Raw genomic sequence first — 21,600 nt, 5'->3', positions numbered from 1 at the left:
GTCGGCCACGATGCAAAAGGAAAGTTTCAGACACCATGCTCAAATTCGAAATTCTAGACACCTTCCAGCGGCTGCTGGAGGAAGCCAGGGCCAGTGGCGACCGCGAACCGACCGCGATGAACCTGGCCACCGTGGACGGCTCCGGCCGGGTCGCCTCGCGCATCGTGTTGCTCAAGGGCGCCGACGAGCGCGGCTTCCGCTTCTACACCAATTACCAGAGTGACAAGGGCGGCCAGCTGGAGGCGCATCCGCAGGTGGCGCTGTGCTTCCACTGGAAGCAGCTGCGCGAGGGCGTGCAGGTGCGCGTGGAAGGCGTGGCGCGCAAGCTGCTGGCGGAAGAGTCGGACGCCTACTTCGCCAGCCGCCCGCGTGGCAGCCAGATCGGCGCGTGGGCTTCGCTGCAGTCGCAGACCCTGCCTGACCGTGACACGTTCGAGCAGCGGGTGGCGCGCTACGAGCAGCAGTTCGACGGCCTTGAGGTGAGCCGGCCGCCGCACTGGGGTGGTTTCGTGGTGGAGCCGGACATGGTCGAGTTCTGGTACGGCGCCGAGTTCCGCCTGCACGAGCGGGTGCGCTGGGACCGCCACGGCCAGACCTGGACCAGCCGGATGCTCTACCCGTGACCCGCGCGCTGCCTGCCGAACACGTGGCGCAGGGCAGCTTCACCGTGCACACGCGCGGGCGCGGTTTCAGCGAGATCACTACGGAGGTCGGCGACGCGGTGGCAGCCAGCCACGTGCAGACCGGCATCGCGCACGTGTTCACGGCACATACCAGTTGTTCGTTGCTGATCAGCGAAAATGCCGACCCCACGGTGCGCGACGACCTGGAGCGCTGGTTCGCGCGCGCGGTGCCGGACGGCGACGCGATCTTCCGGCACGACGCGGAAGGCCCGGACGACATGCCGGCGCATGTGCGGTCGATCCTCACCGGGGTCAGCCTCAGCGTGCCGGTACACGGCGGCAAGCCGATGCTGGGCGCCTGGCAAGGCATCTACCTGTGGGAACACCGCCTCGACCCGCACCAGCGCAAGGTGGTGGTGACCGTGCTGGGGAATTGAGCGCATGGATCACGCCGCAGCGGCTGCCGCTTTGTCCGATCACTTTCCGCAACGCATCGTTTGCCTCACCGAGGAGCCGACCGAGGTGCTGTACGCGCTCGGCGAGGAGCGGCGCATCGTCGGCATTTCCGGCTTCACCGTGCGACCGCCGCGCGCACGCAGGGAGAAGCCGAAAGTCTCGGCGTTCACCAGCGCGAAGATCGGCGAGATCCTGAAACTCGCCCCCGACCTGGCGATCGGTTTCTCCGACATCCAGGCCGACATCGCGCGCGAGCTGGTCAAGGCCGGCGTCGAGGTATGGATCAGCAACCACCGCAGCGTGGACGGCATCCTGGCCTACATCCGCCGGCTCGGCGCACTGGTCGGCGCGCACGAAAAGGCCGAGGCCTACGCGCTGCGCGCCGAGCGCCATCTCGCCGAGATCCGCGCTGTGGCCGCGCGGTTGCCGCGGCGGCCGAAGGTGTATTTCGAGGAGTGGGACGAGCCGATCATCACCGGCATCCGCTGGGTCGCCGAGATCATCGACATCGCCGGCGGCGACGACTGTTTCCCTGAACTGGCCCGCGAGCCGCTGGCGAAACAGCGCATCCTGCCGAACGGCGACGAGGTGGTGCGGCGTGCGCCGGACATCATCCTCGGTTCCTGGTGTGGCAAGCGCTTCCGCCCGGAGAAGGTGGCGGCGCGGCCGGGCTGGGACACGATCCCCGCCGTGCGCCACGGCGACCTCCACGAGATCAAGTCGCCGATCATTTTGCAGCCGGGGCCGGCCGCGCTGTTCGACGGGTTGGACGAGATCCATCGGATCATCGCGAAATGGGCGCTGCGCTGAGCCTTCCGCTTCCTGGTTGCTGCAGGATTGCAACCTGTGCGCGATGCTCTTGCTTCATTCAAGGCGAAGAGTTTTAGAGCAAAGAGCTTTCGTCTGCCTGCGGCAGCCGAGTTACTTTCTCTTTGCGTGGCCAAAGAGAAAGTAACCCAAGAGAAAGGCCACCCCTGCGGGGCCTTTCCTCCGCCCACCCGCCGCGCCATAGGGGCCCCGGGTAGAGCAGCGTGCTCCCAGCGCGCACTCTTCAGAGGAGCCAGATCAAGAGCAGGAGCGAAGCCACAGCAACGCGACGCTTTGCTGTGGCTGTTGCTTGTCAGCTTCATCACCGAGTGCGGGCCATGATGGCCCGCTGCTCTACCCGGGGTCCCTTGCGCGGCGGTGAGTCGGGAACGACAGGCCGCACAGCGGGCGAGTCCATGGATGGACTCGCCTTTTCGCGCGGGCACGATGCCCGCTCGAAAAGCCCGGCCCCGGCTCACGGACTTGCCGGGCAGGAGGCCCGGCAAGCGCCAAGCGGGGTGGCCTTTCTCTTTGGTTATCTTTCTCTTTGGCCACGCAAAGAGAAAGTAACTCGGGCGCCGAAGGCGCACGAAAGCTCTTCGCTTCAAAGCTCTCATTCCACGAACGGACAATCGTCCGCTACACAGCGAGGAAAACTCAGGCGCCCATGGCCAGTCGGGCACCGAGGTCAATCAGCGGGGCGGCGATCAGCAGCCGCGCCAGCAGCAGCACGATCATCACCGCCATCGGCGCGAAGTCGATCTGGCCGGCGATCAGCCTGCCGTGCAGCGGGCGCAGCAACGGGGCGACGATGCTGCCGGCCAGCTGCAGCATGGGGTGGCGGCGGTCCACCGCGAACATGCTCAGCAGCGACCAGCCGAAGATCAGCACCAGATAGCACAGCAGCACGAAATCGAGCAGTTCGGCCAGCGCCAGCACGATCAGTCCGAGCGGGTGCGGCATCGCGCCGAGCAGGGCGAACAGCAGCAGGCGCTTGAGCAGCATCGCCAGCCACGCCAGCAGCAGGGCGGCCAGGTTGATCCGGCGCCAGTTCGGCAGCACGCGGCGGATCGGCGCCAGCACCGGGTTGGTGGTGCGGTAGACGAACTGGCTCAGCGGGTTGTGGAAGTCCGCGCGGCAGGCTTCGGCGGCCGCGCGCAGCAGCAGCAGCGCGGCCACCGCATCGAACGCCAGCTCGATCAACATGGACAGCGCATTCAGCAGATAGCTCACGGCAGTTGGTCCAGTTCGGCGGCGAGTTCCACACCGCGGCGGGTGGCGGCGGCGACGGCGCGGGCGACGATGTGCGGCAGGCCGTCGGCGGCGAAGCTTTCCAGCGCAGCCTGGGTGGTGCCATGCGGCGAAGTGACGCGCTGGCGCAGCGCGGCCGGGTCCTCGCCGCCCTCGACCAGCATGCGGCCGGCGCCCAGGCAGGTCTGCGCGGCGAGCGCGCGTGCGGTATCGCGCGGCAGGCCCTGCGCCACCGCGGCAGCTTCCAGCGCCTCGACCAGGGCGAAGAAGTACGCCGGGCCGGAACCGGACAGCGCGGTGACCGTGTCCATCAGCGCCTCGTCGTCGATCCAGCGGGTGATCCCGGCGGCATCGAGGATGTGCTGCGCCTGCGCCTTCTGCGCCGGGCTGACCCGGTGGTTGGCGCACAGGCCGGTGGCGCCGGCGCCGATCAGCGCCGGCGTGTTCGGCATGCAGCGGACGATCGGCAGGCCGCTGCCGAACCAGCGCTCCAACTGGTCCAGCCGCACGCCGGCGGCGATCGAGATCAGCAGCGGCCGGTGGCGCTGCAGGATGTCGCGCAGGTCGGCATGGATCGCCGGCATCACCTGCGGCTTCACCGCCAGCAGGATGACCTCGGCATCCGCCACGGCCAGCCGGTTCTCGGCGTAGCAGGCGATGCCGAAGTCGCGGCCCAGCGCCTGGCGCGCCTCGGCCAGCGGCTCGGCCACGCTGAGGGTGGCCGGCGCCACGCCGGTGTTCAGCAGGCCGCCGATCAGGCTGCGCGCCATGTTGCCGCCGCCGATGAAGGCAAGTCGTGTCATGCAGGGCTCCTCGTCCGTCCAGACCACGTACCTTACCGGAGCCGGCGCGACGGCGACGGATTTTGCCGGATGGGCTGTCGGCGACAGCTCGCCGCAGGCAGCCTGGTCGGATCGGCTGGCGATTTTTCGACCGGGTGCGCAAACCGGGTCGACAGTTTGCGCGTGGGCGGTGGAAAGACTGGCCGCACAGCCGCTTGCGCGAGTAGTATCGACGCGGCTACAGGGGGGCTGCGGGTAGTTCGTCCAGGTGGTGTCGTGGCACCGGATGCCATGCGCTTCGGCGCACCACGCCTGCGAATGTCATCCGACCCCGGATGTGGCATACGCATTCATGCCATCCAGACGATCGGTTGAGGGGAAACGACTTCATGGACATTGCCGAACTGCTTGCCTTCTCGGTGAAGAACAAGGCCTCGGACCTGCACTTGTCCGCCGGGCTGCCGCCGATGATTCGCGTCGATGGCGATGTCCGCCGGATCAACATCCCCGCGCTCGAACACAAGCAGGTGCACTCGCTGATCTACGACATCATGTCGGACAAGCAGCGGCGCGACTACGAGGAGTTCTACGAGACCGACTTCTCGTTCGAGATCCCCGGGCTGGCGCGCTTCCGCGTCAATGCGTTCAACCAGAACCGCGGCGCCGGCGCGGTGTTCCGCACCATTCCCTCCGAGGTGCTGACGCTGGAGGACCTGGGTTGCCCGCGCATCTTCAAGGAGCTGATCGAGCAGCCGCAGGGCCTGATCCTGGTGACCGGCCCGACCGGCTCGGGCAAGTCGACCACGCTGGCGGCGATGGTCGACCACATCAACAAGAACGAATACGGGCACATGCTCACGATCGAGGACCCGATCGAGTTCGTGCACACCTCGCAGAAGTGCCTGGTCAACCAGCGCGAGATCCACCGCGACACGCTCGGCTTCAACGAGGCGCTGCGTTCGGCGCTGCGCGAGGATCCCGACTACATCCTGGTCGGCGAGTTGCGCGACCTGGAGACCATCCGCCTGGCGCTGACCGCGGCGGAAACCGGCCATCTGGTGTTCGCCACCGTGCACACCAGCTCGGCGGCGAAGACCATCGACCGCATCATCGACGTGTTCCCTGCCGGCGAGAAGCCGATGGTGCGTTCGATGCTGTCCGAAAGCCTGCGCGCGGTGATCTCGCAGTCGCTGCTGAAGAAGGTCGGCGGTGGGCGCATCGCGGCGCACGAGATCATGGTCGGCATCCCGGCGATCCGCAACCTGATCCGCGAGGACAAGGTGGCGCAGATGTACTCGTCGATTCAGACCGGCCAGCAGTTCGGCATGCAGACGCTGGACCAGTGCCTGCAGGACCTGGTCAAGCGCGGCCTGGTGACGCGCCAGCAGGCGTCCGCCTACGCCAAGAACAAGGACAGCTTCAAGTGAAGCCGGGAATCGGAAACGGGAAGCCGCGAATCGCTGAAGAGCGGAGGGCCGCGCCTGCCTTCGGCCTGAACGTGCTGGCTCCCGCAACCGGTTTGCGGCATGCGTGGGTTTCTCGATTCCCGATTCTCCATTTGCGACTGCCGGGGTAGTGCCATGAGCGACTTCGATTTCACCTCATTCCTGAAGCTGATGGTGCACAAGAAGGCCTCCGACTTGTTCATCACGGCGGGCGTCGCCCCCTCGATGAAAGTGCAGGGCCGGATCGTGCCGATCACGCAGAGCCCGCTCAGCGTGCAGCAGGCGCGCGACATGGTGCTCAACGTGATGACGCCGGGCCAGCGCGAGGAGTTCGAGAAGACCCATGAGTGCCAGTTCGCGATCTCCGCGCAAGGCGTGGGCCGTTTCCGCGTGTCGTGCTTCTACCAGCGCAACTGCGTGGGTATGGTGCTGCGCCGGATCGAGTCGAAGATCCCCACCATCGAGGAACTGACGCTGCCGCCGGTGATCAAGCAACTGGCGATGACCAAGCGCGGCATCATCGTGTTCGTCGGCGCCACCGGCTCGGGCAAATCGACCTCGCTGGCGTCGATGATCGGCTACCGCAACCAGAACTCGACCGGTCATATCATCACGATCGAGGACCCGATCGAGTACGTGCACAAGCACGAAGGCTGCATCATCACCCAGCGCGAGGTCGGCATCGACACCGACAGCTGGGACAACGCGCTGAAGAACACCCTGCGCCAGGCCCCGGACGTGATCATGATCGGCGAAATCCGCACCCGCGAGGGCATGGACCACGCGATCGCCTTTGCCGAAACCGGTCACCTGGTGCTGTGCACGCTGCACGCGAACAACGCCAACCAGGCGATGGACCGCATCCTGCACTTCTTCCCCGAGGACCGCCGCCAGCAACTGCTGATGGACCTGTCGCTCAACCTGAAGGGCATCGTGGCGCAGCAGCTGATCCCCACGCCCGACGGCAAGGCGCGCCGGGTCGCGGTGGAGATTCTGCTGGGCACGCCGCTGGTGCAGGACTACATCCGCCAGGGCGAGATCCACAAGCTGAAGGAGGTGATGAAGGAGTCCACTCTGCTCGGCATGAAGACCTTCGACCAGAGCCTGGTCGAGCTGTACCACGCCGGCGAGATCAGCTACGAGGACGCGCTGCGCTACGCCGACAGCTCCAACGAGGTGCGCCTGCGCATCAAGCTGGCCCAGGGCGGCGACGCGCATACCCTGTCGCAAGGCCTGGAAGGCGTCGAGCTGGAGGAAAGCCGCGACGCGCAGAACTTCAGCAGCAATTTCCTCAACCGCTGAAGCGGCTGCCCCGGCAAAAAAGGCGCCTGCGGGCGCCTTTTTTGCGCTTCGCCGGTGCATCGCCGGCTACTTCTCCGCGGGCGGCGTGCCGCCGACGGTCAGGCCGCTGGCGTCCACGCTCTTCACGCCCTTGACGCGCTGGGCGACACGTTCGGCGTGCTCCTTCTGGGCCTGCGAGGCGACCGTGCCGCTGAGCGTGACCACGCCGTCGTGGGTCGACACCGAAATGTCGGTGGCCGGGATGCCCTTGGTCGTACCGAACTCGGATTTCACCTTGGTGGTGATCCAGGCGTCGGCCGCCTTGTCCGGCACGGTCTGGTTCTCGGAGGACTGCTGCATGCGCGCACCGGCGTCCTGGGCAGCGACCTGGCCGAACGGGATGGCTGCGAAGGCGAACACGAGGGTGGTGGCATACAAGCTGTGGCGGATCGTGGAAGTGCGCATGGCGATCTCCTTGGTGGGATGACGATGCCCGCCGGCCGGAGCGACAGGCGGATGCGGTCATCGCCATGGCAACAGCCGGGCCGTGAACGCTGCGTAGCTTGCGCGGGCACCGGTTCAGCGCGGGATTACGGAGGCGAAAGGCAGGTCACGGCGATGTTGCCATCGCGTTGGATGTCGTGCGTTGCGCATGAAAAGCCGGGGCGCCGCTGTGCCCCGTTCTACGCGGAAGTATGGGGATCGAACAAGGACGAGGCGCCGTCAGCGCGTCGGCTTGGGGGAAGGCGGCTGCCGAGCGGCGTCAAAAAGAAGAAAGGGCGCCGGTCGGGCGCCCTTGCCTTGGTTCCTGTATCAATCAGAACGTCAGATTGAGACCCAGACGCACCGCTCGGGGCGAACCCGGCATGATGTTGTTGTTGCTGTGGGCCGTCGCGTAGTACTTCTTGTCCAGCACGTTCTCGACATTCAACTGCAATTTGAAGCTGCTGCTGACGGTGTAGAACACTGCGGCATCCACCCGCGTGAAGCCCGGCAGGACGACGGCGTTGTCGGTCGACACGAACACCTTGTCCTGATAGACGGCTCCGAGGCCTACGCCCCACTGCGGGTTGAAATCAAGGCGGTTCCAGATCGAAGCCGAGTTGCGCGGCACCTGGCCGAGCTCTTTGCCGTTGGTTGCGCCCGGGGTCTGCACCTCACTGTTCTGATGGGCGTAGCCGGCCATGATCTGCCAGGAATCGGTGACCCGGCCGGCCAGGCCCAACTCGACGCCCTTGACCTGCTGGCCGTCGACCAGGATCTGCTGCGCCGGGTTGTTCGGATCCACGATCGCGACGTTCGTGCGGTCGAGGCGATAGATCGCGGCGGTCGCCGACATGCGGTCGTTGACGTCCCACTTCGCGCCGATCTCGACGTTTTTGAAACGCTCCGGGGCGAGGTTGCGATTGGTGGCCGTCAGCGACGCCAGCTGCTCGCCAGCGCGCGGGACGTAGGCGATGGAGTAGCTCGTGTACAACGAAACGTTTTCCTGCGGCTTGAAGATCAAGCCCGCCCGTGGCGAGAGCAGGTTGTCGCTGCTGGACAGCTCGACGCCGTTGCGGTTGTTGTGCAGGGTGACATCGACGCGGTCGAAGCGTGCGCCCAGGATGGCCTTCCACTTTGGGGAGAACTCGATCTGGTCCTGGACGTAGGCGCCGGCTGTCTTGGCCACGCTGCGGTTGTCGGCGTCGCTGGCGACCTGGCGGAACACGACCGGGCCGGCGTAGATCGGGTTCTGGATCGTGACGAAATCGCCCCGTGCGTCGGGGCCCACCGCCGGGAAGAATGCCGTGTTGCGGAAATTGTCGGTTTCCTGGCGGTTGAGTTCGAGGCCGACGAGGAATTCGTGACTGAGCGAGCCGGTCCCGGCCGAGAAGGTCAGGTCGGTCTGGTTCTGGAAGTTCTTGCGGCCGGTCAGATTGTTGTAGCCGCTGATCGCGACGCGGCCGCTGGCTGCCGTGTACGCGCCGGGGAATACGTTCTGGTAGAACTTCTCGTAGTCGGCGATGCGCGTGGTGTTGGTGAGCCTGGCGCCGCCGCTGAAGTCGTGCGCAATCACCGAGTTCAGCGCATCGATGCGCACCCACATCGGGCTGTCGGACGGCTTGCCGAAAAAGGTCGAGCTGCCGGTCGGCAGCGGACGGCCGAGCAGCGGCAGTTGGGACGGGATGCCGCGATCGGTCACGCGGTCGTCCTCGAAATGCTCGTAGCCGAACGCAAGCGTGGTGGCGTCGCTGGCGCGGATCGTCAGGGTCGGGTTGATCGCCCAGCGCTCGACATGCGCGAAGTCGCGATAGCTGTCCGCGTTCTCGTACATGCCCGTGACCCGGAACGCCACAGATTCCTTGACCACGTGGTTGAAATCGCCGGTAACGCGGCGACCGTCCCACGAGCCCAGTGTGAGATTCAGGCTACCGGCATCGGTCCAGCTGGCCTGCTTGGTGACGCGATTGATCAGTCCACCGGAACCGCCGCGGCCGAAGATCATGCCGCTCGGACCCTTGAGGACTTCGACCCGCTCGACGTTGTACAGATCCCGGTAGTACTGGACGTCGTCGCGCACGCCGTTGAGGAAGAAGTCGGCAGTGGAGGTGTTGCCGCGCAGGATCGGCGCGTCACGGTGGCCTTCGCCCTGCGCCATCTGCACGCCGGGCACGTAGCGAACGACATCGCCCATGGTCTGCATCGACTGGTCGCGGATCAGGTCGTCGGTGACGACCGTGATCGACTGCGGCACGTCCAGCAATGGCGTGTCGGTCCGGGTGGCCGTCGCGCTGCGTTTTACGTCATAGCCCCGGTACTCGCCCTGGACTTTCACGGTACCCAGCGTTTTGACATCGCGGGCCGTGTCCGCGGCCGCCGCATCAAGCGCCATCGCAGGGGCCGCGTATGCGGCAGCCAGGAGCGGCAGGCCGTACAGGGCATGGCGGATGGCGCGAGCGACAGCACTCGTCGAGGGGCGCGAGAGAGAACTCATTGAGATGCTCCGGAAGGGATGAAAGGCAGGTTCAAGCGGGGATGAAGACAAGAATGATTCGTATTAAGATGCGCGCTGTGATGTCGGATTTTTGTCGGAGACAGCCCGCTGGCGGGTCCCCGGTGTCCCACGTGTGCTCTTGTCTGGCCCGGCATTCCGGCCTGCTTCTTCCTGGCCCTCTCGCCTTTGGATACCCATGCTCAGTCGGTTATTGGTCGTCGAAGACAACCACGGTCTGGTCTCGAACCTGTTCGCGTTCTTCGAGCCGCGCGGCTATACGCTCGACGCAGCGCCCGATGGCGTTGTCGGCCTGCAATTGGCGCAGACGGGCAACTACGACGCGATGGTCCTGGACTGGACGCTTCCGCGCCTGGAGGGCAAGGAAGTCGCCCGGCGGCTGCGTGCGTCGGGGTCGGACCTGCCGATCCTGATGCTCACCGTGCGCGACGAACTGCCCGACAAGCTGGCCGGTTTTGGCGCCGGCGTGGACGACTACCTCACCAAGCCCTTTGCCTTCGACGAACTCGCTGCGCGAGTGGAAGCGTTGATAGCGCGGTCGCAGGGCCGTGTTGCCGGCAAGACATTGCGAATCGGCGACCTGAGCTTCAATACATCGACGCAGGAGATCGATCGGAACGGAACGGCACTTCAACTCAACGCCAGCTGCAAGAAGATACTGGCGCTGTTGATGACAGCCAGTCCCCTGGTCGTCGCCCGCGGCACCCTGGAGTCCGCGCTGTGGGGCGACAACCCGCCGGATTCCGACTTGTTGCGCTCGCATGTCTATGACTTGCGCAAGGCCATCGACGGACCCCACGAAAACAAGTTGATCCAGACGGTGCCGAAAATTGGCTATCGGATCATTGCTTCGGAGGCCATTGATGGGTAGGGAGACCAGCCTCAAGCAGCGGATGGTCAGCGGCATCGTCATCTACAGCCTGTTCCTGACCCTGGCGCTGTTGGCGTACGGCTACCTCGTCAACGAGCGGGCCGAGACATTGGTCTGGGAATCCCTGCTCAATACGGAGCTGGACCATTTCCTGGAACGTCACCGACTCGACCCCGACTACCGGTGGAACGACTCCGAGACCTTGACGCTCTACGGCACGCTGGTGGGGCACGAGCCGCCCATCGAATTCCGTTCGCTCGATGTCGGGGTGCATGACGAGGTCGTCGTCGGCAGCAAGGAGTTCGTCGTCCTGGTGCGTGCGATCGGAGGAGACCATGCGGTCCTCGCGCTGAACATATCGGGCATGGGATCCAGCAGATCGGGTCTGAATGCGCTTGTCATCGGTTCAGCCGCCGCCATGGTCGCGCTCTTGACCTTTGCCACCGCCATGGGCGTTGGACGGCTGACCAAGCCACTGGGCGATCTGGCTCGTCGCATCGTCGACCTGAGGCCGGCGATATCCGGCCAGAGGCTGGTCATCGCCGAGGGCGAATCCGCCGAGATCGGTGTGGTGATGAGGGCGTTCAATGACTATCTCGGACGGATGGACCAGGCCGTGGAACGCGAAAGAACGTTCCTGAATATGGCCAGCCATGAACTGCGCACGCCAGTGGCGGTAATCCGCAGTTCGACCGAACTCGCTCTCTCGCAGCATGACATTTCCGCAATGACGCAGCGTTACCTGCAGCGCATCCGCCAAACGGCCGAAGGCATGGACGAGCTGCTGGCCCTGGTCCTGGTCCTGGCGAAGGACCCCGTGCGATTGCTGAAACATTCCGAAATGACGGACCTGGGTGCATTGATTCCGGAGATAGTGAACGACCACCGCCCCCTGATGAGCGGCAAGGCTTTGGCGTTTGAAATAGGGACATTGCCGAGCGTCTGGATCGAGGCACCGCCGCAGATCGTACGGGCAGCCATCGGAAACTTGATTCGCAACGCGATCGAGAACAGCGATGCCGGCACGATTCGGGTGAGCCTGGAGCTGCCGGCCCAGGTCGTCATTTCCGACCCCGGCCATGGAATGACGGCGGTGGAGATCTCCCGCGTCTATTCACGGCACGCCAGGGAGATTGGACTGGGCCGCGATGGCATCGGTTTGGAACTCATAGGACGCTTGTGCGAGCACCTGGGCTGGACGCTTGAACTGACTTCGGGCGGAGGCACTGGCACGACGGCATCGCTGGCTTTTGCGCACTAGGGACGCCCTGATCCACCCAGCTGTTTCAGGGCATTGCCGAGACGAAGAAGGGTGCCGGTGGTGCAAGGGCCGCGTTCGACGCCGGGCGCAGCGCATGAAAAAGCCGGGGCGCCACAGCGCCCCGGCTTCCCGTCGGGTACCGGCGCCTACTTCAGCGCGGTCTGGCTGGTGATCACCATGCCGCCGTTGTCCACGTGCATTTCGGCGTCGATGCGGTCAACGCGTTCGGCCTGGGATTTCATGGCAGCGAACTGGGCCTTGGAGCGGGCCAGTTCGGCGGCGGTCTCGGCGGCACTGTCGCCCGAGTCGTCGATCGACGGCTCGTCGCTCTTGCCGATCGCCGCGGTGGCGGCGGCCAGGCTGTCGATCTTCTGCTCCATCAGCTGCAGCCAGCTCAGGTACATCGCGCCGCTGATGTGCATGCGGGCCATCCGGCCGGCGTCGCCGATCGGGTCCTTCAAAGTGTCGCTCAGGCGCGTGTCCTCGCCGGCACCGATGCCGAAGGCCAGTGCCTTCTCGCCCATGGCCACCCAGGCCGGCTGGCCCAGCATGCCGGTCGCGTCCTTCGGCAGCGGCAGCGGCTTGCCGTCATGGCTCGGTTTCAGCGCGACCAGCGCGGGCACCATCATCTGGCCCATCGCGAACAGGCCGTCGGGATTGCCGGTGCCGATCAGCACGCGTCCGCTGAACGTGGGCAGGCCGGCGTCCTTGCCCGCTACCAGCGAATCCAGCGCGATGCGCAGACCGAGCATGTCGCCGAACGGCGGGATCGCCGCCTTCTGCATGGCCGGGCCGAGCTTGGCGAAGCTGTCGTTGAGATCGGTCAGCGAGGGGCAGCTGAATGGCTTGGCGGCCACCGCGTCGGCCTGGGCTAGCCAGAACGTGCGTGCCTCGGCGACCGGCAACGCCAGGCTCAGGTCGAACGGCGCGGTGCCGCTGCCGCCCAGTCCGGGCAGCGCCACCTTCAGCCCGGCGAAGGCGTTGCTGATGTCGTCGGCCAGCGCGACGTCGAAACGCACGTCCTGGTGTTTCGTGTCCAGCCTGGTGTAACCGAAGCTCATGGCGGGGACCCGCGCGGCGATGCGCGCGGCATCGGCGCCGCAGCTCGGCGAAGTCTGCAGCTGGGTGGCGACCGGCTCGCCGGTCTTGGCCGCGATGGCTTCGGCGTGCGCCTTCTGGATCGCGCTGATCAGCGGGTCCTTGCCGCTGATCGCCAGCGGCAGCGCGCGGGTCAGGTCCAGCTCGCCGACCAGCCACTTCTGGTAACCCTTGGCCCTGGCCAGCGTCTTCAGTCGGCCATCATCCTGCAGGCTCTGCGGCGGCCGATCCAGCCCTAGCGCCTGGCGCAACAGCGCCGGCGAGGCATCCGCCGGCAGCAGCGCCGCCACCGCCTGCTTGTTGACCGTGGCCAGCACCACCTCGGTGCCGGAGGCGGGGAACGCGTACTTGCGGTAGCTCTGCTTGTCGACGAGGGCGACATCGAGCTTCTTGCCGTAGGCGGTTTCCAGCCGGCCGACGAAACCCTCGAAGGCGCCCGGATCGTTCAGCTGGAAGCGCAGCACCGGGGCCAGGCCCAGGCCGTAGAACGCGGAGTAGCCCTTGAGGTTCAGGCCGGCACCCTGGGCGAAGCTCTCGATGGTCTTGCCGTTGAATTCGGTGCGCAGCGCGTGCAGCAGTCGCGCGCCGTCGGGATCCTTCCTGGCCAGTCGCTCGGCGCTGGCATCGAGCTGGGCCAGCTGGGACGGCAGCTGCGCATCGGCCTGGGCGAGCAGGGCGCCGCGGGTGGCGTCGTCCATGATGTCGAGGTTGGCCACCACGTACGGCGTATCCGCCGGTACGAAAGCCAGCGGTGCATCCTTGTCCTTGTGCCCGCAGGCCGCCAGCATGACGCCGGCGAAACCCAGCGCGATGTATCGCGTCGTCGATCGCATGGTGATCCCCAGTGTGGTGAGTGGTGCGCCGGCCATTATGCCCGCTTGCCCGGGGCGCTGCCGTGGCTGGCGGCTGGCTGCCGCCGGCCCGGCGAGGCGGTTCAGCGGGCCAGCACTTCGTTGAGCACGGCCATGCGCACGAACACGCCGTTGCCGACCTGTTCGAGGATGCGCGACTGCGCGCCGTCGGCCACGTCGGAGGCGATCTCGATGCCGCGGTTGATCGGGCCCGGGTGCATCACCAGGCAGCCCGGGGCGGCCAGGCCGAGACGCCGCCGATCCAGCCCGTAGTGGGCGAAGTACGCCGCCTCGTCCGGCAGCTCGATGCTGGCCATGCGCTCCTTCTGCAGGCGCAGCATGATCACCGCGTCGACGCCCTCGATCGCCTCGTCGAAGTTGCCGTAGCGGCGAATCTGCGGCGCTTCGTCCGCCGGCAGCATCAGCTCGGCCGGCCCGCACAGGCGGATTTCCTTCACCCCCAGCGCGGTGAACGCGTTGAGGTCCGAGCGGGCCACCCGCGAATGCTTGATGTCGCCGCAGATGAGCACGCTGAGCTTGTCGAAGTCCGGCCGGTGCTGGCGGATGGTCAGCGCGTCCAGCAGGCCCTGGGTGGGGTGCGCGCGGTTGCCGTCGCCGGCGTTGATCACCGAGACCCCGCTCATCGCGTGGCGCACCAGCATGTCGGGCGTGCCCGACTGCTTGTGGCGCACGACGATCGCGTCCAGGTGCATCGCCTCAAGCGTGTGCAGGGTGTCGAACAGTTCCTCGCCCTTGCTGGTGGAAGACAGTCCGATGTCGAAATTGATCACGTCCGCGCCCAGCCGCCGCGCGGCCAGCTCGAACGAGGTGCGGGTGCGCGTGGACGGCTCGAAGAACAGGTTGAGCACGGTGCGCCCGGCCAGCACGTCGAGCTTGCGGGTGCCGTGCGCGCAGGCATCGCGCAGGGACTCGGCGCGGTCGAGCAGGCGCTCGATCGTCTCGCGCGGCAGGTTTTCCAGGGAGGTCAGGTGGCGCAGGCGAGGGCTCATGGCGGCGGGTCTGGAGGTGGAAGGGAGAAGTCCGGTCAGCGACCGGGAGTGTCGGCCGCCGGCGTGTCGGCGCCGGCAAGCCAGCGTTCAAGGATGACCGCGGCCGCTTCGGCGTCGATGTCGGTAGCGTCGCGGCGGCGTTTGAGCCCCACCGCGCGGGCAGCGGCGAACCGCTGTGCAGCTTCCTGCGAGCTGTGCCGTTCGTCGACCAGCACGACCGGCAGGCCGTAGCGCTGCTGCAACTGCACGGCGAACTGGCGGGCGCGGCGGCTGGCGGGCTGTTCGGCGCCGTCCAGGGTCAGCGGCAGGCCGACCACCAGGGTGTCGGGCTGCCACTGCTGGCGCAGCGTGTCGAGGCGGGGCCAGTCCGGATTGTCGTCACGCACCGCGAGGGTGGCCAGCGCGCGGGCGCTGGCGGTGTAGGTATTGCCGATCGCCACGCCGGTGATCCGACTGCCGACGTCGAAGCCGAACACGCAACTCATGCGTGACCCGCGTAGCCGGACAGCTGGCGCGGGTCGACCCCGACCAGCCCGGCGGCGGCGCTCCAGCGTTCCTCCAGCGGGGTGTCGAACACCACCCGGCCGCAGGCCTCGGCGGTGAGCCACGCGTTCGCCATCAGTTCCTGTTCCAGCTGGCCGGCGTCCCAGCCGGCGTAGCCGAGCACCATGATCGCCTGGCGCGGGCCTTCACCGGCGGCCATCGCCACCAGGATGTCGCGCGAGGTGGTGACCGACCAGTGCTCGTTGATGCGGTAGCTGGAATCCCAGTCGCCCGGCTCGCGATGCAGCACGAAGCCGCGCTCCTGCTGCACCGGGCCGCCGATCAGCACCGGCGCGTCCGCCAGTTCGCTGTCCTGGCATTCCAGCTTCATCTGCGCCAGCACGTCGCCGAAGCGATACTCGGACAGCTGGTTCACCAGCAGGCCGACCGCGCCGTCCTCGTCGTGCTGGCACAGCAGCGCCACGCCGTGCGAGAACGGCGGATCGGCCAGGTTCGGCATGGCGATCAGGAAGTGCCCGGTGAGGGTCGAGGGCTGCACGGCGGTCATGCGCGCATTGTAAGCGCAGCGCACGCCGTGCGCAGGCATCCGTCGCCTTCGTTCAGCGTGTCTGCAGCACGTTGTCCGGCTGGAAGCGCCAGGTGCGGGTGATGTTGAGCTCGTCGATGCGTTCGGCGCTCCTGGGCGCCGGCGGGAACGGCGCGGCCAGGCGCACGATGCGCTCGGCGGCGGCGTCCAGGATCTTCTGGCCGGAGCTCTGGATCACCTCGATGCTCTTGATGCTGCCGTCGAGGTCGAGCACCACGGTGAGCAGCACGTCGCCGTGCAGGCCGCGGCGACGGGCCTCCTCCGGATAGTTGAGGTTGCCGACCCGCTCGACCCGGTCGGACCAGCCGCGCATGTAGGCGGCGTACGCGTATTCCCGCGTGCTGGCAGTGAGGTATTTCACCTTCGGCCGCTTGGCGTAGTCCACCTTCTTCTTGCGCAGTTCGGCGGCCAGCTGGGCGATCGCCTGCTGGCGCTTCAGTTCGGCGGCGGTCGGGGTCTGTTCGTGTGGGGCGACCTCGGTCTGCGCGGTGTCGCTGGTCACGCGGAAATCGCTGGCGCCGCGGGTGGTGACCATGCGTGTCGGGGTGGCCTCGCGTGGCCGCGGCGTGGCGGCTTCGACCGGCTGCGCGGCGATGCCGGGGTCGGGCCGCGGGATCGCGCCGGAAAACAGGTCCGACGGCCGCGCCGCGCGATCGCTGCGACCGCCGCCGGTGTTGTTGGCCTGGGCCAGGAAGTCCGCCTTGTCCGGTGCCTGCTGGTTGGCCACGTTGACCAGGGTGACGTCCAGCGTGGGCAGGCTGGGCGTGGGCTTCACGAAGTGGAAGGTGATGCCCAGCAGCAGCACGCCATGCAGCAGCAGCGAGAACAGCAAGGTGGCGCCGATCGGGTCGGGCGGCGAAGGGACGGTTGCGGTGGCGCTCACGCTCGACGGTTTCCGGTGACGTGCTGTTCGATGACGTCGAACAGCTGGCCGGCAATGTTAAGCCCGAACTGCGCGTCCAGTTCGCGCACGCAGGTCGGGGATGTGACGTTGATCTCGGTCAGGTAGTCGCCGATCACGTCCAGCCCGACGAACAGCAGGCCGCGCCGGCGAAGTTCGGGCGCTACCTGGCTCACGATCCAGCGGTCGCGCTCGGACAGCGGCACGCCGACGCCGCGCCCGCCCGCGGCCAGGTTGCCGCGGAACTCGTCGCCTTGCGGAATGCGCGCCAGCGCGTACGGCACCGGCTCGCCGTCGATCACCAGGATGCGCTTGTCGCCGGCGCTGATCTGCGGGATGTACCTTTGCGCGACCGTGAATTGCCGCCCTTCGCCGTGGGCATCGCCGCCAAGCAGGGTTTCCAGCATCGAATTGAGGTTGCCGTCGCCGGTCCTGGCCCGGAAGATGCCGCGCCCGCCCATGCCGTCCAGCGGCTTCAGCACCACCTCGCCGTGTTCGGCGGTGAACCGGCGCAGTTCACCCGCATCGCGCGAGACCATCGTCGGCACGATGCACTGCGGGAATTCCAGCGAGAACAGCTTCTCGTTGCAGTCGCGCAGCGAGCGCGGGTCGTTGACCACGGCGACGCCGCCGCGCTGAGCCGCTTGCAGCACCATCGTGTCGTAGATGAACTGGGCATTGACCGGTGGATCCTTGCGCATCAGCACCACGTCCAGTTCGCGCAGGTCGCGCCAGGACGCCGGGCCCAGCGTGTACCAGCGCTGCGGGTCCTCGCGCACGTCGAGCGGGGCGATCCGCGCCCACGGTTCGCCGTCGCGCAGGGCCAGGTCGCCCTGCTCGAAGTAGTGCAGCGAATGGCCGCGGCGACGGGCTTCGAGCAGCATCGCGAAGCTGGTGTCCTTGGCTGCCTTGATCGCGCCGATGGGGTCCATCAGCACGCCGACCGAAAGGGTCATCATGGTTCTCCGTGGGTGACGCGCCGCGGGGCCGGCATGCGTCGCAAGGCCGTTATAGCAGGCCGATATACTAAGGCGGCGGCTGCCGGGGCTGTCGAATTGCGACAAGGCCGGCAGACCTGCGCTGTCGCCGGTGGCCAGATGGTGCCACTATGGGTCACCCGGCAGCGGCAGCCGGTGGCGCGGCGATTATTGCTTGACAGTCTTGGCGGGCAGGCAGTAAACAGCAAAGTCACTGGATTCACCGTCTTAGAGCGGTTGTTGTTGGCCTTTTCGACATTTTTTTACATGCATACCATCCGGCATGGCTGTTGCATGTCTTGTTGACTATCCTGAGCTCGGGCGGGCCGCAGGGGGAGTGAGTGAATTTGAACATGAGCGCTAACGAGTTGGACGGTCTGAAGGTCATGGTGATCGACGACTCGAAGACCATCCGCCGCACGGCGGAAACCCTGCTGAAAAAAGAGGGTTGCGAGGTGCTGACCGCCGTCGACGGCTTCGAGGCACTCGCCAAGATCTCCGACCAGAAGCCCGCCATCATCTTCGTCGACATCATGATGCCGCGGCTGGACGGCTACCAGACCTGCGCGCTGATCAAGAACAATCCGCAGTTTCGCGCCACGCCGGTGATCATGCTGTCCTCCAAGGACGGCCTGTTCGACAAGGCGCGCGGCCGCATCGTCGGCGCCGAGCAGTATCTGACCAAGCCGTTCACGCGGGACGAACTGCTTGGTGCCATCCATCGCCACGTCAGCACGGTATCGAGCCACTGACTGCAGATTCCGAGGGGGACCAGTGGCCACCATTCTCATCATCGACGACTCGCCGACCGACGTGCGCGTGTTCACCACGCTGCTTGAGCGGGCCGGGCACCAGGTCGTTGCCGTCAGCAGCGCCGAGGAGGGCATCGAGCGCGTGCGCACCGACATGCCCAACCTGGTCATCATGGACGTGATCATGCCCGGCATGAACGGTTTCCAGGCCACGCGTACGCTCACGCGCGACCCGAAGACCCAGAACGTGCCGATCGTGATGATCACCACCAAGTCGATGGAGACCGACCGCGTCTGGGGGCTGCGCCAGGGCGCCCGGGCGTTCATCACCAAGCCGGTGAACGAAAAAGAGCTGCTGGCGTGCATCAACGAATTGCTGCCGAGCGAGAAATGAACCCGTACGTCAACCGCACCCCGTTCGAGATCCTGGCCCGTTACGAGCGACTGTCGCTGGCGCATGCGTCGGATACGCAGGACAAGCTGGAAGCGCCCGGGTTGTGGCGCGGCATCGGTTTCCGGGTCGGTTCGCGGCTGCTGGTCAGCGGCATCGACGAAATCAACGAATTGCTGGCGGTGCCGGTGCTGACCCCGGTGCCCGGCACCCAGCCGTGGCTGCTGGGCGTGGCCAACGTGCGTGGCAACCTGGTGCCGGTGATCGATTTCGGCCGCTTCCTGTTCGGCGATCGCACCCAGCACACCGACCGTACCCGCCTGCTGGTGGTGCGCCAGGGCGGCGGCAACGTGGCGCTGCTGGTGGACGAGGTGTTCGGTCAGCGCACGGTGGACGAAGAGCAGCGGCGCGAGGCGGGGCGCGAGGAAGATCCGCGACTGGCCCGTTTCGTCGACAGCCGGGTAGGCGAGCAGCAGTTGGCCGTTTTCAGCATGAACCGGCTGGTGCGCGCACCGGACTTCCGGCAGGCCGCGGCCTGACATCGGGGCAGGGCCGCAGTGACATGAAGGGCCGGCGCCCGCGTGGGCCGGAAACGTGGGACAAGCATTCCCTGGCCGGTACCCACTGCGCGGGGCCGGCAGCGTAATCAGTTAGACGGATGAGGTGAACATGAGCACTACAGGGGGCGTCAGCAGGGAACGCGGTTATACCGCACTCATTGTCCTGCTGCTGATTGCGATCGGTTTTGCGGCGCTGGACTTTTTCCTGCTCAACCAGAAGAACGGCGAGGATCGCCAGGCGATCGCGCTGACCACGCAGATCCAGGTGCTGTCGCAGCAGACGGCGAAGTTCGCGCTGGAATCGGCAGACGGCAACACCGACTCCTTCAAGGAGCTCGAATCCACCCGCAACGCGATCGACTCCGCCGTGCAGCGACTGGACAAGGGCGACCCCAAGAGCGGCATGCAGCCGTATTCGGACAACAACGCCACGCCCGCCGGCCGTGCGGTGAGCGCGCTCGACGCTTCCTGGAAGCAGCTCGATGCCGACATCGGCAAGATCCTCTCCAACAAGGCGGTGGTGCTCGACTCCGGCCAGCGCGCAAGTACCCTTTCGCAGCAGATGCCACTGCTCAACTCGAGCATGGAGCAGGTGGTCAACATCCTGCAGCAGCGCAACGGCAGTTCCGAACAGATGCTGGGCACCTCGCGCCAGATGCTGTCCGCTGACCGCATCATCCGCCGCGTGCAGGAAGTGCTGCAGGGCGGCGACAGTGCCCAGTCGGCGGCCGATGGCCTGTCGCGCGACGCGCAGCTGTACGGCAGCGTGCTGAAGGGCCTGATCGAGGGCAACCCCGACAGCGGCGTGCGGCCGATCAACGACGCCAATGCGCGCAAGATCCTCACCGACATGGACGCCAGCTGGGCCCAACTGGCCGACCCGGTGGCCAAGCTGGTCGCCGCCGCCGGCAACATCGCCGACGTGAAGCGCGCGGGCAACCAGGCCTCGCTGGATTCGCAGACCGTGCTGCTGCGCGCGAACGACCTGTCCGAGCAGATCGGCAAGCTGCCGCTGCGCCGGCTGTTCCCGAACGTGTGGTGGGGCCTGCTTGGTGCGATCGCCGCGGTGGCGTTCGCCCTGCTGCTGGTCATCACCCTGGTGCGCGACCAGCGCCGCCGGTTCGCCCAGAGTACCGAGCTGAACCAGCGCAACCAGGAGGCGATCATGCGCCTGCTGGACGAGATGGGCTCGCTCGCCGAAGGCGACCTGACCGTGAAGACCACGGTGTCGGAGGACATCACCGGCGCGATCGCCGACTCGGTGAACTACGCCATCGACGAGCTGCGATCCCTGGTGACCACCATCAACGAGACCTCCGAGCAGGTGTCGTCCTCGGCGCAGGAAACCCAGACCACCGCCCGCCACCTGGCCAACGCGGCCGAGCAGCAGGCGCAGCAGATCAGCACCGCGACCTCGGCGATCAACCAGATCGCCAGCTCGATGGATGATGTGTCGAAGAATTCCGCCGAGTCGGCCGACGTGGCCGAACGCTCGGTGAAGATCGCCTCCCACGGCGCCGAAGTGGTGCGCGAGACGATCTCCGGCATGGACTCGATCCGCGACCAGATCCAGGAAACCTCCAAGCGCATCAAGCGCCTGGGCGAATCCTCGCAGGAGATCGGCTCGATCGTGGAACTGATCAACGACATCGCCGAGCAGACCAACATCCTGGCCTTGAACGCGGCGATCCAGGCGGCCTCGGCCGGCGAGGCGGGCCGCGGTTTCGCGGTGGTGGCGGACGAAGTGCAGCGACTGGCGGAGCGCTCGACCAGCGCGACCAAGCGCATCGAGACGCTGGTGCAGACCATTCAGTCCGATACCAACGAAGCGGTGAACTCGATGGAGCAGACCACCGCCGAAGTGGTCGCCGGTGCGCGCCTGGCCGAGGATGCCGGCAGCGCGCTGGGCGACATCGAGCGCGTGTCGCACGACCTGTCCGCGCTGATTCAGAACATCTCCACCGCGGCGCGCGAGCAGTCCGCGGCGGCAACCGATATCTCGGTATCAATGAACGCAATTCAGGAGATCACTTCGCAGACCTCGCAGGGCGCGAGCCAGACCGCCGACTCGATCGGTACGCTGGCCCAACTGGCGAGCGACCTGCGGCGATCGGTGGCGCACTTCAAGCTGCCGGGTTGACATCGGCCGGGCCGGTTGCCGGCCCGATTGAGCAAAGCACAAGACAGGGGGCAGTCTC

Annotated in this window: 21 protein-coding genes; 11 read left to right on the top strand and 10 right to left on the bottom strand. The window is 66.6% G+C overall.

The genetic code is table 11. The features are described 5' to 3' along the window. Positions 1 to 35: 35 nt before the first annotated feature. Genes pdxH through RHOOR92_RS0116835 form a run of 3 tightly spaced genes read left to right on the top strand, consistent with a single transcriptional unit; the run spans position 36 to position 1,889 of the window. Complete coding sequence (pdxH, locus tag RHOOR92_RS0116845; protein ID WP_015446990.1) at positions 36 to 623, top strand: pyridoxamine 5'-phosphate oxidase; 588 nt, start codon at positions 36 to 38, stop codon at positions 621 to 623. Next, on the top strand, positions 620 to 1,060 hold the full coding sequence (locus tag RHOOR92_RS0116840) for a secondary thiamine-phosphate synthase enzyme YjbQ (RefSeq protein WP_015446991.1): 441 nt from the start codon (positions 620 to 622) through the stop codon (positions 1,058 to 1,060). Before pdxH ends, RHOOR92_RS0116840 begins: the two co-directional genes overlap by 4 nt. Positions 1,061 to 1,064: 4 nt before the next feature. Beyond that, entirely contained in the window at positions 1,065 to 1,889 is an 825-nt protein-coding gene (locus RHOOR92_RS0116835) for a cobalamin-binding protein (protein WP_037115662.1), read from the top strand. 654 nt (positions 1,890 to 2,543) lie between these two features. Here RHOOR92_RS0116835 and RHOOR92_RS0116830 read toward each other — a convergent pair. Continuing rightward, the gene (locus RHOOR92_RS0116830) at positions 2,544 to 3,119 is read right to left on the bottom strand and encodes a YggT family protein (protein WP_007507063.1); all 576 of its coding nucleotides are present in this window, start codon (positions 3,117 to 3,119) and stop codon (positions 2,544 to 2,546) included. Beyond that, entirely contained in the window at positions 3,116 to 3,940 is an 825-nt protein-coding gene (gene proC / locus RHOOR92_RS0116825) for a pyrroline-5-carboxylate reductase (protein WP_015446993.1), read from the bottom strand. The genes RHOOR92_RS0116830 and proC overlap by 4 nt, the downstream gene beginning before the upstream one ends. 368 nt (positions 3,941 to 4,308) lie before the next feature. Here proC and RHOOR92_RS0116820 point away from each other — a divergent pair, with 368 nt between their 5' ends. After that, complete coding sequence (locus RHOOR92_RS0116820) at positions 4,309 to 5,346, top strand: type IV pilus twitching motility protein PilT (protein ID WP_007507061.1); 1,038 nt, start codon at positions 4,309 to 4,311, stop codon at positions 5,344 to 5,346. A 153-nt stretch (positions 5,347 to 5,499) separates the two neighbouring features. Continuing rightward, positions 5,500 to 6,666 (top strand): PilT/PilU family type 4a pilus ATPase, encoded by a 1,167-nt coding sequence (locus tag RHOOR92_RS0116815; protein WP_015446994.1) that lies wholly within the window; start codon positions 5,500 to 5,502, stop codon positions 6,664 to 6,666. Between the two features lie 66 nt (positions 6,667 to 6,732). Here RHOOR92_RS0116815 and RHOOR92_RS0116810 read toward each other — a convergent pair whose 3' ends face one another. Both RHOOR92_RS0116810 and RHOOR92_RS0116805 read right to left on the bottom strand, forming a co-directional pair. Beyond that, a complete protein-coding gene (locus RHOOR92_RS0116810) occupies positions 6,733 to 7,110 on the bottom strand; it encodes a BON domain-containing protein (RefSeq protein ID WP_015446995.1) in 378 nt (125 codons plus the stop codon). A 352-nt stretch (positions 7,111 to 7,462) separates the two neighbouring features. Next, the gene (locus RHOOR92_RS0116805) at positions 7,463 to 9,673 is read right to left on the bottom strand and encodes a TonB-dependent siderophore receptor (protein WP_231378422.1); all 2,211 of its coding nucleotides are present in this window, start codon (positions 9,671 to 9,673) and stop codon (positions 7,463 to 7,465) included. 145 nt (positions 9,674 to 9,818) lie between these two features. On the opposite strand from RHOOR92_RS0116805, the gene RHOOR92_RS0116800 reads away from it, so the two are divergent. Next, positions 9,819 to 10,511: a response regulator transcription factor gene (locus RHOOR92_RS0116800; protein WP_015446997.1), complete on the top strand. Its 693-nt coding sequence runs from the start codon at positions 9,819 to 9,821 to the stop codon at positions 10,509 to 10,511. Next, positions 10,504 to 11,772: a HAMP domain-containing sensor histidine kinase gene (locus RHOOR92_RS0116795; protein ID WP_007507056.1), complete on the top strand. Its 1,269-nt coding sequence runs from the start codon at positions 10,504 to 10,506 to the stop codon at positions 11,770 to 11,772. The genes RHOOR92_RS0116800 and RHOOR92_RS0116795 overlap by 8 nt, the downstream gene beginning before the upstream one ends. Positions 11,773 to 11,918: 146 nt before the next feature. Here RHOOR92_RS0116795 and RHOOR92_RS0116790 read toward each other — a convergent pair whose 3' ends face one another. The 6 genes from RHOOR92_RS0116790 to gshB all read right to left on the bottom strand — a co-directional run bounded on the left by RHOOR92_RS0116790 (position 11,919) and on the right by gshB (position 17,678). After that, a complete protein-coding gene (locus tag RHOOR92_RS0116790; RefSeq protein ID WP_027490778.1) occupies positions 11,919 to 13,703 on the bottom strand; it encodes a hypothetical protein in 1,785 nt (594 codons plus the stop codon). A 101-nt stretch (positions 13,704 to 13,804) separates the two neighbouring features. Next, entirely contained in the window at positions 13,805 to 14,731 is a 927-nt protein-coding gene (locus RHOOR92_RS0116785) for an aspartate carbamoyltransferase catalytic subunit (protein ID WP_015447000.1), read from the bottom strand. Positions 14,732 to 14,766: 35 nt separating this feature from the next. Beyond that, positions 14,767 to 15,216 (bottom strand): Holliday junction resolvase RuvX, encoded by a 450-nt coding sequence (ruvX, locus tag RHOOR92_RS0116780; RefSeq protein ID WP_015447001.1) that lies wholly within the window; start codon positions 15,214 to 15,216, stop codon positions 14,767 to 14,769. Next, positions 15,213 to 15,782, bottom strand: a complete 570-nt coding sequence (locus RHOOR92_RS0116775) for a YqgE/AlgH family protein (RefSeq protein WP_027485856.1) — start codon at positions 15,780 to 15,782, stop codon at positions 15,213 to 15,215. The genes ruvX and RHOOR92_RS0116775 overlap by 4 nt, the downstream gene beginning before the upstream one ends. A gap of 52 nt (positions 15,783 to 15,834) precedes the next feature. Next, positions 15,835 to 16,704, bottom strand: a complete 870-nt coding sequence (locus RHOOR92_RS0116770; protein WP_007507051.1) for an energy transducer TonB — start codon at positions 16,702 to 16,704, stop codon at positions 15,835 to 15,837. Continuing rightward, positions 16,701 to 17,678 carry a glutathione synthase gene (gene gshB / locus RHOOR92_RS0116765; RefSeq protein ID WP_007507050.1) on the bottom strand — a complete coding sequence of 326 codons (978 nt, stop codon included), beginning with the start codon at positions 17,676 to 17,678 and terminating at the stop codon, positions 16,701 to 16,703. Before gshB ends, RHOOR92_RS0116770 begins: the two co-directional genes overlap by 4 nt. Before the next feature lie 362 nt (positions 17,679 to 18,040). Here gshB and RHOOR92_RS0116760 point away from each other — a divergent pair, with 362 nt between their 5' ends. The 4 genes from RHOOR92_RS0116760 to RHOOR92_RS0116745 all read left to right on the top strand — a co-directional run bounded on the left by RHOOR92_RS0116760 (position 18,041) and on the right by RHOOR92_RS0116745 (position 21,542). Continuing rightward, complete coding sequence (locus RHOOR92_RS0116760; RefSeq protein WP_274378359.1) at positions 18,041 to 18,451, top strand: response regulator; 411 nt, start codon at positions 18,041 to 18,043, stop codon at positions 18,449 to 18,451. A 22-nt stretch (positions 18,452 to 18,473) separates the two neighbouring features. Continuing rightward, complete coding sequence (locus tag RHOOR92_RS0116755) at positions 18,474 to 18,845, top strand: response regulator (RefSeq protein WP_007507047.1); 372 nt, start codon at positions 18,474 to 18,476, stop codon at positions 18,843 to 18,845. Continuing rightward, on the top strand, positions 18,842 to 19,381 hold the full coding sequence (locus tag RHOOR92_RS0116750; protein WP_007507045.1) for a chemotaxis protein CheW: 540 nt from the start codon (positions 18,842 to 18,844) through the stop codon (positions 19,379 to 19,381). Before RHOOR92_RS0116755 ends, RHOOR92_RS0116750 begins: the two co-directional genes overlap by 4 nt. Positions 19,382 to 19,511: 130 nt before the next feature. Further along, positions 19,512 to 21,542 (top strand): methyl-accepting chemotaxis protein, encoded by a 2,031-nt coding sequence (locus tag RHOOR92_RS0116745; RefSeq protein ID WP_007507043.1) that lies wholly within the window; start codon positions 19,512 to 19,514, stop codon positions 21,540 to 21,542. Positions 21,543 to 21,600: the final 58 nt, after the last annotated feature.

It is taken from the genome of Rhodanobacter sp. OR92, assembly GCF_000427545.1.
GTDB lineage: Bacteria > Pseudomonadota > Gammaproteobacteria > Xanthomonadales > Rhodanobacteraceae > Rhodanobacter > Rhodanobacter denitrificans.
The sequence above is the reverse complement of the archived record's forward strand: the minus strand, read 5'-3'. Positions and strand labels throughout refer to the sequence as shown.